Here is a 14,933-nt window from a genome sequence, read left to right as displayed (position 1 = left end):
CTTTAGCCGATGAGTTTGGATGCCGCCCAACCTAAAGCGGAGTCCAGCGCCCAGAGAATTAGCGCCATAATCAACACAAAAACCACCACAATCACAGTCGTCTGGGTGGCCTCTTGACGAGTCGGCCAAACCACGCGCCTGACTTCCGTTTGCGCTTCGCGCAACAGTTGCCAGAGTGCATTACCCTTCGCAGTATTCACCGCGACAACCAGGGCAGCCAGGCAGATTGCAGTCACTGCCAGCACGCGGTAAATCAGGGGGAATTCGGCATAATAAGAATTGCCCGCTACAGCACCACCAACCAGCAGTACTATTAGCAGCCATTTCAGGCCGTCAAGACGAAAGGTTTTCGCTTCTGCTTTAGCATTCATATATGAAGCCCTTAGCGCACTACAGATAAGCCCTTAGTGCTCAAAAACACAAAAGCCCCACTGACAAGTAGGGTCTTGCGACACCCCTAAACTTATTTCAAGTGGAGTGTTTAAAATGGCAGGCCAGGAGGGACTCGAACCCCCAACACCCGGTTTTGGAGACCGGTGCTCTACCAATTGAACTACTGGCCTGTACAGCTTGGATGCCTTAGCACCCGAAGATAAAGAGGGCTACAGACCACCCTCTCATCTACTGCGCCGCCAGGGAACCCTGGCGACACGAAGATCAAAGATTACTCAATGATCTTAGCAACAACGCCCGCACCTACGGTACGACCACCTTCGCGGATAGCGAAGCGCAGGCCGTCTTCCATGGCGATCGGAGCGATCAGGGTAACAACCATTTGAATGTTGTCGCCCGGCATTACCATTTCAGTGCCTTCCGGCAGCTCAACCGCACCAGTTACGTCGGTAGTACGGAAGTAGAACTGAGGACGGTAGCCTTTAAAGAACGGGGTGTGACGACCACCTTCGTCCTTGGACAGGATGTACACTTCCGCTTCGAACTTGGTGTGCGGAGTGATGGAGCCCGGCTTAGCCAGTACCTGACCACGCTCTACTTCGTCACGCTTGGTGCCACGCAGCAGCGCACCAATGTTCTCACCAGCACGACCTTCGTCGAGCAGCTTGCGGAACATTTCAACACCAGTACAGGTAGTGGTGGTGGTTTCTTTAATACCAACGATCTCAACTTCGTCGCCAGTGTTGATTACACCACGCTCTACACGACCGGTTACTACGGTACCACGACCAGAGATGGAGAATACGTCTTCGATCGGCATCAGGAACGGCTGATCTACTGCACGCTCCGGCTCAGGGATGTACTCGTCCAGAGTTTCTACCAGCTTCTTAACAGCGGTAGTACCCATTTCGTTGTCGTCTTCGCCGTTCAGGGCCATCAGAGCGGAACCAACGATGATCGGAGTGTCGTCACCTGGGAACTCGTACTGGTCCAGAAGTTCGCGAACTTCCATTTCTACCAGCTCGAGCAGCTCTTCGTCGTCTACCATGTCCGCTTTGTTCAGGAATACAACGATGTAAGGTACACCTACCTGACGGGACAGCAGGATGTGCTCACGAGTCTGCGGCATGGGGCCATCAGCAGCGGAACATACCAGGATAGCGCCGTCCATCTGAGCAGCACCGGTGATCATGTTCTTAACGTAGTCGGCGTGTCCCGGGCAGTCTACGTGCGCGTAGTGGCGAGTCGGGGACTCGTACTCAACGTGAGAAGTAGCGATGGTGATACCGCGCTCACGCTCTTCCGGAGCATTGTCGATACCGTCAAAAGCAACAGCGTCACCGCCCCATACTTCCGCACATACGCGGGTCAGAGCAGCGGTCAGGGTGGTTTTACCGTGGTCAACGTGACCGATGGTGCCCACGTTCACGTGGGGCTTGGAACGTTCAAACTTTTCTTTTGCCATTGCAGCCTCCTAATATAGATGAGCCGCTAACGGCACCACCCACGTACAGAACATGCGCATCCGACCCGGAAAAGCCCGACCCCGGACACAAACAACCGCAAGAGCTTTCACCCTTGCGGCTATTGAAAAATGGAGCTCATGGGCGGATTTGAACCGCCGACCTCACCCTTACCAAGGGTGTGCTCTACCCCTGAGCTACATGAGCAAATCAACGCCTTCCTAGGCGACCACAAGGCTTGCCATTTTGGAGAGCATTCCAGCCGAACCCATAGTTGGAGCGGGCAGCGGGAATCGAACCCGCATCATCAGCTTGGAAGGCTGAGGTTCTACCATTGAACTATGCCCGCTTGCGGGAGCCTCCAGACAAAACTACCCGTCTTGCCGGCAACACCTTACGGTGTAAAAAATGGTGCAGGGGGGTGGATTCGAACCACCGAAGCTTTCGCGTCAGATTTACAGTCTGATCCCTTTGGCCACTCGGGAACCCCTGCCTCAATGCGGGGTGCATTTTCTACACCTTCCGCCGCGCTGTCAACATTTTTTTCTTTAAATTTCACAGACTTAGCTGAAAAATCTAATGTCGAGCAGCGCCAGGATAAAAATGGAGCTGGCGAGAGGAGTCGAACCCCCGACCGGCTGATTACAAGTCAGCTGCTCTACCAACTGAGCTACGCCAGCCCTATCCCGTCCATTGCCGAAGTTGAATAGTCACCCTCGTCAATGGAGGCGGGATTCTATGGGAAGTTATCCCGACACGCAACACCCTTTTTGCAGAAAAATCAGAATTTTTATGTCGCCTGTTGCCACATATAGAAAAATACGGCGAACCTTGTTTCGCGGCTGGGGACCTAGACCTCTAGCCCAACCCCATCAACCGGACACTTCTGCACAAAGATTACGGCGACGATCCAGCTCGGGATGCTCTTGCTGCAACTGCAACCAAAAATCCGGGGCTAAACTATCTGAGGCGCCTGGCGCCAATACGATCCAGCGTTCGGCGTGGGTCTGAGGCTCCTCGCGGAATTGAGCCCGTATGCCTTTCTCAATCAACTCACTTGTCAGAGATTCAGCACGCGAACGCTCGCTGAAAATGCCAAAGGAAATACCATCAGCCAACGCACCTTTGGGGATCACATAACTATCTATTCCCTGTGCCTGCAATTCTCGTAAACGGTTGTAGGCTTCTCGCCTGGAATTCAATGGTGGCAGAAAAACCCAGTAACGCATCTGCCCTTGCATCTCCACATCTCGCAATACGGCAGAAACCTGGAGGGACTTTAAGCGCTGCACTATCGCCTCTCCAAGTAACTCCTCCGCAAATGGGCCAAGCAAAGTGCAGAGCTGCTCAGTAGAGCCTGCCTTTGCTGGCGACATGGGAGCCACCGGCACAGGAGACAGCTTCTGCGGAGATATTTCATTGACCAGGGCAATACTCTGGACCTGTACCTCCGCCCTTTTATCGGCAACCCTTATTCTCTCTTTATCAGAGGTTGAAGTACCAACAAACCAAGCAAAGACGCCGAAATTCAACAGTATTAAGAAAAGAGCTATCCAGCGCATAGGGTGTTATTTATCTCAAGGATTACTTAACGCCAAGCCATCCATTACCAGCTCAGGAACCAAATGGTGCTCCCGCTGATAAAGAGCTGACAGCACTGGGGCATCGCCGCCTGTCAACCACAACAGCGGTTCTTCAGCACAGTATCCACGCAACTCTTCCAGTGCACGATCGATGGCACCAAGCACCATAAGCAAGAGGCCTCGGTTTATGGCTTCATCGGTACTACGGCCTGCACCGAGGGACTCCGTTAGAGCAATATCCTGCGCACTTTTAGCCGCATGAGTATCCAGATACAAAGAACGTTGCATAAGGCCGACACCAGGGACAATGTAGCCCCCTAAGTGACGCCCGCTATTGTCGACCAAATCCAGAGTGACCGCGCTGCCACAGTCGACAATTAGGGCCGCCCGCCGCTCTCGATCATAGGCAGCCAGCATAGCCAGCCAGCGATCAGTGCCGAGCAGGCGGTGATTATCATAACCACAGGCTACCCCAGCGCACTCCAGCAGTACCTGAGAAAACTCCACCTCAAGTGAAAACAACTCCTGAATATGCCCGATCAGCGTCTCCGCAACTTGCGGTCCGGCCACATTGACCACGCGTACTCTCCGCGGATCCAACAGATCCCACCCATCGGGCAAATGCCCATCGCGCAGATCGGCAGTCATAAAGCTACCCCTGGCGCTCACCTGTAATTCATCTAACAGGCGCCACTTGCCCCGGGTATTACCGATATCCAGTTCGAGAATCAAACCTGCCCCCGTAAAGAAATCTCACCACCATGGAAGTGTTGCACTTGCCCGTCCATATTTAACTTCAAAGCACCCTTTTCACTAACGCCAACTGCAACTCCGCGCCAGGTTTGACTACCTGTCTGCAGAGTAACCTTTTGCCCAGCAAACTGATCCAGTTTCATCCAGGCTTCACGGTAAGCAACAAAACCTTGTTCGGTATAGCTGTATAAAAGCGGTAGCAGCTCAGTCAGAATCGCTGCCACCAATTGATTGCGAGATATTCCGGGCTTCACTTGTTGCAAGTCTGCCCATGGCTGATCTATTGCCGTGGCAATCTCACTTCGCAGGCCACTATTTAAGCCAATACCAATCACCACAGCACAGCGATCCGTAAGATCGCCTTTAAGCTCCAGTAAAACACCAGATAACTTTCGACCGCGACACCAAACATCATTTGGCCATTTGAGACGAACATCTGGTACCGAAAAGCGCTCCAATGCCCGGGCAATAGCCACCCCAACGGCGAGGCTCAATCCTTCGAGGCATTGCACCCCCCCATTGAACTCCCACCCAATGGATAGGCTGATGCCTGTCCCATAGGGGCTAACCCATTGCCGACCACGACGACCGCGGCCGGCACTCTGCCGCTCGGAGAGCAGTGCAACCCCATGCCCTCTTCCCTCCTCCATGAGTGATAGCAACTGGGTATTGGTGGAGTCGACCTCATCAAATAGCATCAACTCTCGCAATAGCACCCCGGCTTGCTCACCCAATGTGCTGTAAATTTTTTCTGAGGACAGGAGCTCCAAACCACCAGGCAAGCGGTAGCCTTGCCCCTTAATAGACTCCAAAGCCAATCCGTACTGCTCTAGCTTCTGTAACTGCTTCCAAACCGCAGCCCGGCTTACTCCTAGAGCCAATCCGAGCGCCTCGCCAGAGTGCGTCTCGCCATCAGCCAATAATTCCAAAACTGGGCGCAATGGATCCAGTGGACTTTTCTTAATAGTGTCTAGCAAGGTAATTAACTTTTTATATAGCGACGGAAATAACGGTGCCCTAAGCTGGTCAGCACTTCATAACCTATGGTGCCAGCGTATTCAGCCACCTCATCTACCGTCAGGTCTTTATTCAGTATCTCAATTGATTGGAGGGATTCCCGCTCCTCTTGAGAGAGAGCAGAAATATCAAATGTTGTGGAATCCATGGAAATCCGGCCAATTATCGGCAGTTGGCGGCCATAGGCCCAGCCACAACCGCGCCCTCCCTGAGCCCGGATTATCCCATCGGCATATCCACCACGGGCTACCGCCAACCAGCTGCCCGCTGCTATTTGTTGGGTAGCTCCATAGCCTACCCATTGTTCACGACTGACAAATCGCTTTTGCACGATAGGCAGACTGAGTGCCACAGCTGAGCGCATAGGGTTTGTAGTCCCGGGTATTGGATTGACGCCATAAAGCGCAGAGCCCGGCCGTGCAATATCAAAGTGATACTCTTCACCTAGGAAAATACCCGATGAATTGGCGAGACTCAGCTGAACCTCAGGGCACAGGGCCCTCAACCTTTCCCCAGCCGCTTTAAAGCTACGCAACTGAATATTGTTTTGTGGATGCTGGGGTTCATCCGCACAGGCAAGGTGGCTCAGCAAAATACGAATATCCGCCGAGCGCAACAACTGACCATCTCTTAGCAGTAGGTCAAACTCTTCGGGAGACATACCCAGGCGAGTCATACCCGAATCTACCTTTACCGCACATGGCGCCCTAATCCCCTCGCTAACGGAAATATCCACCCAGTTGCGCAACTGCTCTAGCGTGAAAAGTGTCGGCATTAATCCTGCACGTGCACATTCCAGCTCCGCCCCGGTGCGCACCCCGGTCAAGATAACAATGCGAACGTTATCACCTAGCTCTTTACGCAGGCGTTCCCCTTCCGTTTGCGTTGCCACAAAAAAGTCTCGGCAACCCTGTCTATACAGAGCCGGCACTACCTGATTCATACCAAGGCCATAGGCATCCGCTTTGACTACTGCGCCACAGCGAGTACCCGCTGCCAGTCGCTTAGTCAGATCCAGGTAGTTGTCAGCAATGGACTGCAAATTGATACTCAGCAGACCCTCGCGAAAATCGTTCATGCCATTACAACTCTCAGTTCACCAGCTAGGTTGCCCCAAGTAAGCTTTCACGCCGTAAAGCACGGGCACCTACTAATATACACAGCCCGACCAAAGAAAGGGTGACCAGGGAACCAGCTATCACCAGGGAGACAGAAACGGACTCCCCAGCCATTAATTCACTCAACCACTGCTGCTGCCCGATAAGTGGTGTCAACTGCCACAAGGGCGAGTCCAGTTCAATATTGGACAACTTCAATACAATTAACAGTGTGACAGGTAGAGCCTGTAAAATACTCAGCTGAATCTGGGCATCTTTAAAGGAACGGGAACGCAGAGATAGCAGAATCTGCAATACCGCAACCAGAAGTGCTAAGGGCAGTAAAATAAGACTTATCGCCATCAGTTCATTGATGCCAGCTGAAAAGCGGACACCAATCTCAGCCAAAGGAAGCAAGCTAAGTGATACAGTTAAAACTGCCAGAGAAAGAAGTGCACCAAACCAACCAATACTGGTAACGGCTACAGCTTTCGCCACCACAAGTTGCCAGCTGCTTATAGGCTGCTGTAATAATACCTCAATGGTCATGCGCTCACGCTCCCCAGCAGAAGTATCAATAGAGGGGGCCGCACTACACACTAGCAGTGCCATTATCAGTAACAAGGGAACCATCAGTCCCCAAATTGCCAATCCTCGACTGGACGGCGTACTGACATCCCGCACCTCAAGCTGCCACGGTGCTAAAACCTGAGTTGCTAAACCTCTGGCCGCTAAACGCTGCCGCACAATCACCTGCTGAAATAGCGCCAACTGCTGCTGCACCAGCTGTACAGCACGCCCCGCAGACTGATCGGCACTATTTACATACAGATAAATCTTGGGAGACAACAGGCTTCGATAATCTTCAGTAAAGTTTTGCTCTACTCGCAGAACCACATCATATGTATCTGCTAAAAGCGCTTTAGGAGCCCCATCTTGCAAGCGCTCAATTCGCAAGTCCCCTGTCTGTAACTGCTCCTCCAACAGCGGCGCATACTCAGCCCCAATAATAGCTACATCAAAGGAGGTATCAGACATTACTTTCAAAGATAAAGCGCCACTACTAATGATCAGCACAGGGAACAATAAGGTGAAACCTAGCGTGATCATTAGGGCGCGTCGATCACGCCAAACTTCGCGTAACTCTTTAAGAAGTAATGCTCGCATCTGCAAAGAAAATAGATTTTTAAAACTCATCCTACCGGCTCACCGCATTTGTCTTTTTCTAACAAATTCCCATAGGCAAGCTCCACAAAGCTATCCTCAAGGCTTGCGGAGCCAGTCTGTTGCATAAGTTCATCCGGGGTCCCGTTCCCCACTATCGAACCTCCCGCCATAACTAGAACCCTGTCGGATAGCTCGAGCACTTCAGCCATAATATGGCTGGAAAATAAAACAGCAGTTCCCTCTGCCCTCAAGCGCAAAAGCGTCTTACGTAACAGGCGAGCAGCAAGTATATCCAACCCCCGGGTTGGCTCATCGAGCACCAAGTGACTCGGACGATGCACCAATGCTCTAGCGAGAGAAACTTTCATCCGCTCTCCCTGAGAAAACCCCTTGGTTCGGCGATTCCACAGGTTCGATAGCTCTAATTCTTCCTTAACCGATTGCAGTGCAAATTCTAATTCTGACCCAGTCAGCCCTTGAGCACAGGCAAAAAAGGATAAATATTCTGCAACAGTGAGCCGCTCATAAAGCCCCTCCCTATCACCTACAATACCAAGCTGCCTACGAGCACCTTTTGGATTTTTACAAGGGTCTATATCACCAACAAAAACTTTGCCGCTATCTGCATTCAAAAGACCGGCAATTATTCTCAGACACGTGGTCTTTCCAGCACCGTTAGCACCAAGCAAGGCCGTTATCTGGCTATTCGGCACAGAAAAGCTAAGATTGTGCAGTATAGAAACCCCAGAAAATTGCTTATTTACCCCCTCAACCTTAATCACGGTGCATTCTCCCCAAGCTTTCCACTCGCAGTGGTAGTCGTTACACCCTGCATTATCTCTGGCCCATAAATTCCACTCACAAACGGTGGTCTGAGGATTTCATCAACACAAGTCGTTGCCAATTCTTTCCCTGAAGAGTCCAGGAACTCTTCGATTAATCGCGGTACACAACCTCTCATGGAATTAATATGACCACCGCTAGCAATGATTAAATGCTGTTTATTGGTCAAGTAGCCAAGTTGTTTTTCGGCATACCTTGGAGGTGTTATTGGATCGGCTTCCCCAGAAATTAGTAACACCGGGTGCTCTCGATGTTGTGGTTTTGCATAGTAGCGATCGGCTACAGGCCAAACTTCACAACCACGTTCAAATATCTCAAGAAAAGCATTTCCCGCAAAAGACCCATTAGTATCAGCTAAAACCTCCTCCTCACTGATACGGGATAATTCTTCCGCACAAGCAATAGAAAGCGTTAAGCCAAGGGACATACCTAACGCTGACTCGGGAAATAAACCAGTAATACCCGCAAGCGGATAATAATTCCCCAAGCCAGCCTGCTGAATAGCAAAGGGTAATTGTGCAGCAGCTTCTGGAGAGTAAAGGGCGGCACGTATGGTATTTTGTAGCACCCAACGAGACACTGGGTGCTTCATTGGCTTTCCTGTCACAGGATCAGGGAAATCTATGGATTTAGACTCATCCCATTGACTTAATAATTTATCCAATACCTCCCTCCAGCTTCCAAACTTAGAACAGCTCAACTCTAAGTTGCAATCACGCATCAGTATTTGAATAGCGTCCTCCGCAGCTGCCGCACTCAAAAAGACTTTTGTGTCGATAGGTGCAACCGCATCGAGCACCAATGATTTCAAACTGTTCGGATACCACTGTTGATAGAGAAGCGCTGTTCGGGTCCCCCAAGATCCCCCCCAAAGAGATATTTGCTTGTGATTAAAATAGTTTCGTACCTTTTCCAGGTCCTCAACCGCTTGTCGACTACTCAATGAATTAGCAAAATTAGCCTGCTGTAGATAACACTGCTCCAATTCTTTGGAAATCAGTGATAAATCCATTGGTGTATGCCGATCTATACCACAACCAAATGACCGAGAGTGCCCGGTTCCCCTCCGATCAACCATGACTATTGCCCGCTTCTGATTAATTTTTCGGAATGTGTGCAATAGCGGAATCAGACCACTCGCGGCCTGACCTGGACCACCAGCGAGAAGATATAAAGGCTCTCGCTGCGTCTCATCTAGAGCCGGTGAAACAAATACTGCTAAATTTACCTTGCTATCTCCGTGCCCCACTGAAATTCGCTCGCATCTTAATGGGTGCCGCCAACCATCCAAATAGCATTCCTGCGTATTAGACAATTCCTTTGCAGTTATTACCGGCGCTAATAACAAGACGCTTAATATGGCGACAGCAGTTCGAAGACTCTTTACCCCTAACACGTTATTATTCTCCTTAACCTATGGTGCCAAGCATCGCAGTGTATCCAACTTCCAACATCTCTGTCCCCAGCCACTCAATCTCGAAGAATTGCATTAGCACCCATCTGCTCTGAGTGGTAAGGTTTCAGTTTTAGCTTGCCCATGACTGCACCCATGAGCTTTTCAGACCGTGAAAAACACTTAATTCGAGCCGCTTTTGCCTGGGGCCAGATCACCCAGCAGGAGGGCTATACACTTTCTGACCTTGAAATTGAGAAGTCTGTACTTTTCCGTCGCTTACTTGGTGGCCGACCAGCACTGGCTTTTCCTCCCCCTCTGCGCCACGGTTTTCCCTGGTATGAAGTTATTGAGGGCCGTGCTGAGCATATCGTCAGCGCTTCTGAAGCATCTCCCGAGTGCAGCATCATCGCGCCAGGATGTAAAATTGGTGAAACTTGCATACTGATTGATGGCGCTTTTTGGCGAGTGGTTGAAACCATTTCTGAGCGGGAAGAATATATCGTTGAGTGGGGACAATACCCCATGCAATGGCGATTAAAAAAACACTGGGAAGTCAATTATGAGATGACCCAACAACTACACAGCTTCCGCAGAGACAACCCCACCGCCAAAGTCTCCTTTGACAATTACCTTAGCCAAAGAGACTATCGAGAATTCCGTATTGATGACGATCAAACTGTCTGGCTGTGTGAATGGCAGCTTAGCCGTATAAGCCTCCCTGGCTGGGTTTGGGTAGGTACCTTACTATCCCCAACCGACACAGATTTTGCTCCTGTCGACGAAGACTCCCTCGGCCCTATAGTCTTTGGAGAACCTGGAAAAGAAGCCGGTATTGCCTGGCTTCGTATAGAAGAAGCTGGCGCCGAAGCTCGTTTTGTCAGGCTCAATGGCACACATGATTACCAATCCCTCTCCAATGCCAGTTCAACCCACCTGAAGGGTTTATTACATAGTCTGCAGGAGACACAGGAAGATATTGAGATAATAGACTGCCAGGCAGGCACAGTTATTCGGCACTTTACTCTTCCCTCAGCTCTTGTTCCTCTCGATGAATTGCGCTTGAAAGAAATGCAGTATGATCTAGTTCCGGACAATGCCTATGAGCAGGTAAATTAATTCATGTTGTAAGTACTTTCTGAAGCCCCTCTCTAGGGGCTTTTTATTACTCCCCTTTTACACACACCCGAGCATCTTTCCAAGTTACCCACAACAGCAAGGCATACTTCTGTTTCCTGCTGATGACCATTCCATTAACAGGCTGTTACTAACAGAATCCATGGATAGAGCTGTGTATAACTCAGGGATATCCACGCTCAGGCCCCTGTTTCCGCGGGGGCCTTTTCAGCGGGTAAAAAAACACCAGCCATTTATCCACTTTCCAGCGCTTGGCGTTATTAACAGAAAGTCTGGATAGACTTGTGCATAACTGCGGTATATCCGCGCCAGGCCCCGTGGTTGCACAGGTTCATTAAAACGTGCAAAAAATCACCGGTATTTTTATTGGTATTTCTGCGCCGTTTTTTTCAACGCAATGATTTTTCTAGGTTAAAGAGCACTTTTTAATTTCAGGTGTTTTTTTGGTGGTGCTTGAGGTGCAGATTAAATAAAGCGCGTTATTTTTTTGTATTTCCATTTTTTCCTTACAGAAAAAATTTAAGAAAGTGCTTTATTTATAGGAGGGAAGGCTCCTCGGAGCTTTTTAGAGCCTGCGCTTTTTTCATTGGCTTTTAGCGAGTTGGATTTTTCGGCGGGAGTGTTGCGAGTAAAAATTCGATTGGGCTTTTTATTTTTCTGTATTTTGAATTTATTTTTTATTCTCTGTGTTTATTTTTTTATGCATTCAATTTTTTTGTACATAAAAAAAGGGCCACCCTATTGGGTGGCCCTTTTCGGATTAGAAGCCTGACGATGACCTACTCTCACATGGGGAAGCCCCACACTACCATCGGCGATGTTGCGTTTCACTTCTGAGTTCGGCAAGGGATCAGGTGGTTCCACAACTCTATTGTCGTCAGGCAAACTGGCTTGGGTTGGCATTGGTCTTATAAGCAATCTGCTTGGCCTGCCGTGTTATCGCTGTTTGCCTCGGTCTGTTGACCGGCGATAACCCCAAATAAGTCGGTAAAACAATCTGTAGTAATACACCGCAAGCGATCATTGTGTGTCTTTCATTCCACAATCCGCTAGCTTAGCTAGTCGTTAGTAACCATCTCTGTTGTATGGTCAAGCCGCACGGGCAATTAGTACTGGTTAGCTCAACGCCTCACAACGCTTCCACACCCAGCCTATCAACGTGGTAGTCTTCCACGGCCCTTTAGGACTCTCAAGGAGTCAGGGAAATCTAATCTTGAAGGAGGCTTCCCGCTTAGATGCTTTCAGCGGTTATCCCGTCCGAACATAGCTACCGGGCAATGCCACTGGCGTGACAACCCGAACACCAGAGGTTCGTTCACTCCGGTCCTCTCGTACTAGGAGCAACTCTTCTCAAATTTCCAACGCCCACGGCAGATAGGGACCGAACTGTCTCACGACGTTCTAAACCCAGCTCGCGTACCACTTTAAATGGCGAACAGCCATACCCTTGGGACCGGCTTCAGCCCCAGGATGTGATGAGCCGACATCGAGGTGCCAAACACCGCCGTCGATGTGAACTCTTGGGCGGTATCAGCCTGTTATCCCCGGAGTACCTTTTATCCGTTGAGCGATGGCCCTTCCATACAGAACCACCGGATCACTATGACCTACTTTCGTACCTGCTCGACATGTCTGTCTCGCAGTCAAGCGCACTTATACCATTATGCTCATTGCATGATTTCCGACCATGCTGAGTGCACCTTCGTACTCCTCCGTTACTCTTTGGGAGGAGACCGCCCCAGTCAAACTACCCACCATACACTGTCCTCGATCCGGATAACGGACCAGAGTTAGAACCTCAAACATACCAGGGTGGTATTTCAAGGACGGCTCCACAACAACTAGCGTCGCTGCTTCAAAGCCTCCCACCTATCCTACACAAATAGGCTCAAAGTTCAGTGCAAAGCTGTAGTAAAGGTTCACGGGGTCTTTCCGTCTAGCCGCGGGTACACTGCATCTTAACAGCGATTTCAATTTCACTGAGTCTCTGGTGGAGACAGCGTGGCCATCGTTACGCCATTCGTGCAGGTCGGAACTTACCCGACAAGGAATTTCGCTACCTTAGGACCGTTATAGTTACGGCCGCCGTTTACCGGGGCTTCGATCAAGAGCTTCGCCGAAGCTAACCCCATCAATTAACCTTCCGGCACCGGGCAGGCGTCACACCCTATACGTCCTCTTACGAGTTTGCAGAGTGCTATGTTTTTAATAAACAGTCGCAGCCACCTGGTCACTTCGACCGGCCTCAGCTTAGGGAGCAAGTCCCATCACCAAAACCGGCGTACCTTCTCCCGAAGTTACGGTACCATTTTGCCTAGTTCCTTCACCAGAGTTCTCTCAAGCGCCTTGGTATTCTCTACCTGACCACCTGTGTCGGTTTAGAGTACGATTCACTATTGCCTGAAGCTTAGAAGTTTTTCCTGGAAGCAGGGCATCAACCACTTCACCCACAAGTGGGCTTCGTCATCAGTTCTCAGCCTTAGGGACCCGGATTTGCCTAAGTCCCCAGCCTACAACCTTAAACATGGACAACCAATCGCCATGCTGGCCTAGCCTTCTCCGTCACTCCGTCGCAGCAATAGCGAGTACAGGAATATTAACCTGTTTCCCATCGACTACGGCTTTCGCCCTCGCCTTAGGGGTCGACTAACCCTGTCCCGATTAGCGTTGGACAGGAACCCTTGGTCTTCCGGCGGGGAGGTTTTTCACCTCCCTTGTCGTTACTCATGTCAGCATTCGCACTTGTGATACCTCCAGCAGACCTCCCGATCCACCTTCAACGGCTTACACAACGCTCCTCTACCATGCTCCTAAGAGCATCCGCAGCTTCGGTTACCAGTTTTAGCCCCGGTATATCTTCCGCGCAGGCCGACTCGACTAGTGAGCTATTACGCTTTCTTTAAAGGATGGCTGCTTCTAAGCCAACCTCCTAGCTGTCTGGGCCTTCCCACATCGTTTCCCACTTAACTGGTATTTGGGACCTTAGCTGGCGGTCTGGGTTGTTTCCCTTTCCACGACGGACGTTAGCACCCGCCGTGTGTCTCCCGCGATTGCACTCCTCGGTATTCGGAGTTTGCATGGGGTTGGTAAGTCGGGATGACCCCCTAGCCCAAACAGTGCTCTACCCCCGAGGGTGAGACGCGAGGCGCTACCTAAATAGCTTTCGAGGAGAACCAGCTATCTCCCGGCTTGATTAGCCTTTCACTCCGATCCACAGGTCATCCCCTAATTTTTCAACATTAGTGGGTTCGGTCCTCCAGTTGATGTTACTCAACCTTCAACCTGCCCATGGATAGATCGCCGGGTTTCGGGTCTATTGCCTGCAACTAAACGCCCTATTAAGACTCGATTTCTCTACGGCTCCCCTAAGCGGTTAACCTTGCTACAGACAATAAGTCGCTGACCCATTATACAAAAGGTACGCAGTCACCCCGAAGGGCTCCTACTGCTTGTACGTATACGGTTTCAGGTTCTATTTCACTCCCCTCTCCGGGGTTCTTTTCGCCTTTCCCTCACGGTACTGGTTCACTATCGGTCAGCTGGGAGTATTTAGCCTTGGAGGATGGTCCCCCCATATTCAGTCAAGATAACACGTGTCCCGACCTACTCGATTTCACTCTAAATGCCTTTTCGTGTACGGGGCTATCACCCTGTATCGCGGTACTTTCCAGAACCTTCCACTAAAACATAAAGAGCTTAAGGGCTAATCCCCTTTCGCTCGCCGCTACTCAGGGAATCTCGGTTGATTTCTTTTCCTCCGGGTACTTAGATGTTTCAGTTCCCCGGGTTCGCCTCCATAACCTATGTATTCAGTTATGGATACCTGTAAACAGGTGGGTTTCCCCATTCGGACATTCTAGGATCAAAGCTTGTGTGCCAGCTCCCCTAGACTTTTCGCAGGCTCCTACGTCCTTCATCGCCTCCAGCTGCCAAGGCATCCACCGTATACGCTTAGTCGCTTGACCATACAACACAAACGACTACTAACGACTTTAACATTCAGACTCAACGATAAATCATTGGCCTGAACGCCGGATTGTGTGCTTGAGAGACACACAATATTTTTGATGTTGAGTATTACTCTCTA

General features: G+C 50.4%; 10 protein-coding genes, 5 tRNA genes and 2 rRNA genes. 1 reads left to right on the top strand and 16 read right to left on the bottom strand.

Annotated elements, in window-relative coordinates; genetic code table 11:
- Nucleotides 1–2: 2 nt before the first annotated feature.
- The 14 genes from secE to ACJJIB_RS03850 form a co-directional block, all read right to left on the bottom strand.
- The gene (gene secE, locus ACJJIB_RS03915) at nucleotides 3–371 is read right to left on the bottom strand and encodes a preprotein translocase subunit SecE (RefSeq protein ID WP_152451114.1); all 369 of its coding nucleotides are present in this window, start codon (nucleotides 369–371) and stop codon (nucleotides 3–5) included.
- Nucleotides 372–487: 116 nt separating this feature from the next.
- Nucleotides 488–563, bottom strand: a tRNA-Trp gene (locus ACJJIB_RS03910).
- Between the two features lie 101 nt (nucleotides 564–664).
- Complete coding sequence (gene tuf / locus ACJJIB_RS03905) at nucleotides 665–1,858, bottom strand: elongation factor Tu (protein ID WP_252084404.1); 1,194 nt, start codon at nucleotides 1,856–1,858, stop codon at nucleotides 665–667.
- A gap of 130 nt (nucleotides 1,859–1,988) precedes the next feature.
- Nucleotides 1,989–2,063 (bottom strand) — tRNA-Thr (locus ACJJIB_RS03900).
- A gap of 68 nt (nucleotides 2,064–2,131) precedes the next feature.
- Nucleotides 2,132–2,205: transfer RNA gene (locus tag ACJJIB_RS03895), tRNA-Gly, on the bottom strand.
- A 60-nt stretch (nucleotides 2,206–2,265) separates the two neighbouring features.
- A tRNA-Tyr gene (locus ACJJIB_RS03890) sits at nucleotides 2,266–2,349 on the bottom strand.
- Between the two features lie 111 nt (nucleotides 2,350–2,460).
- Nucleotides 2,461–2,536, bottom strand: a tRNA-Thr gene (locus ACJJIB_RS03885).
- 192 nt (nucleotides 2,537–2,728) lie between these two features.
- Nucleotides 2,729–3,418 carry an SPOR domain-containing protein gene (locus ACJJIB_RS03880; protein WP_444887949.1) on the bottom strand — a complete coding sequence of 230 codons (690 nt, stop codon included), beginning with the start codon at nucleotides 3,416–3,418 and terminating at the stop codon, nucleotides 2,729–2,731.
- Between the two features lie 15 nt (nucleotides 3,419–3,433).
- Nucleotides 3,434–4,171 carry a type III pantothenate kinase gene (locus tag ACJJIB_RS03875; RefSeq protein WP_252084402.1) on the bottom strand — a complete coding sequence of 246 codons (738 nt, stop codon included), beginning with the start codon at nucleotides 4,169–4,171 and terminating at the stop codon, nucleotides 3,434–3,436.
- A complete protein-coding gene (gene birA, locus ACJJIB_RS03870; RefSeq protein WP_444887948.1) occupies nucleotides 4,168–5,169 on the bottom strand; it encodes a bifunctional biotin--[acetyl-CoA-carboxylase] ligase/biotin operon repressor BirA in 1,002 nt (333 codons plus the stop codon). The genes ACJJIB_RS03875 and birA overlap by 4 nt, the downstream gene beginning before the upstream one ends.
- A 5-nt stretch (nucleotides 5,170–5,174) precedes the next feature.
- Nucleotides 5,175–6,287, bottom strand: coding sequence for an alanine racemase (alr, locus tag ACJJIB_RS03865; protein WP_444887947.1), 1,113 nt, complete (start codon nucleotides 6,285–6,287; stop codon nucleotides 5,175–5,177).
- Nucleotides 6,288–6,312: 25 nt separating this feature from the next.
- A complete protein-coding gene (locus ACJJIB_RS03860) occupies nucleotides 6,313–7,503 on the bottom strand; it encodes an ABC transporter permease (protein ID WP_444887946.1) in 1,191 nt (396 codons plus the stop codon).
- Nucleotides 7,500–8,255 (bottom strand): ABC transporter ATP-binding protein, encoded by a 756-nt coding sequence (locus ACJJIB_RS03855; RefSeq protein WP_444887945.1) that lies wholly within the window; start codon nucleotides 8,253–8,255, stop codon nucleotides 7,500–7,502. The genes ACJJIB_RS03860 and ACJJIB_RS03855 overlap by 4 nt, the downstream gene beginning before the upstream one ends.
- Nucleotides 8,252–9,565 carry an alpha/beta hydrolase gene (locus ACJJIB_RS03850; RefSeq protein WP_444888902.1) on the bottom strand — a complete coding sequence of 438 codons (1,314 nt, stop codon included), beginning with the start codon at nucleotides 9,563–9,565 and terminating at the stop codon, nucleotides 8,252–8,254. The genes ACJJIB_RS03855 and ACJJIB_RS03850 overlap by 4 nt, the downstream gene beginning before the upstream one ends.
- Before the next feature lie 300 nt (nucleotides 9,566–9,865).
- On the opposite strand from ACJJIB_RS03850, the gene ACJJIB_RS03845 reads away from it, so the two are divergent.
- Complete coding sequence (locus ACJJIB_RS03845; protein ID WP_444887944.1) at nucleotides 9,866–10,828, top strand: hypothetical protein; 963 nt, start codon at nucleotides 9,866–9,868, stop codon at nucleotides 10,826–10,828.
- A gap of 784 nt (nucleotides 10,829–11,612) precedes the next feature.
- Here the strand turns inward: ACJJIB_RS03845 and rrf are convergent.
- Together rrf and ACJJIB_RS03835 are read right to left on the bottom strand one after the other, a co-directional pair.
- Nucleotides 11,613–11,728, bottom strand: a 5S ribosomal RNA gene (rrf, locus tag ACJJIB_RS03840).
- Nucleotides 11,729–11,931: 203 nt separating this feature from the next.
- Nucleotides 11,932–14,811, bottom strand: a 23S ribosomal RNA gene (locus ACJJIB_RS03835).
- Nucleotides 14,812–14,933 lie beyond the last annotated feature (122 nt).

Source organism: Microbulbifer mixtoriginis (SeqCode) (assembly GCF_052467705.1).
The sequence above is the reverse complement of the archived record's forward strand: the minus strand, read 5'-3'. Positions and strand labels throughout refer to the sequence as shown.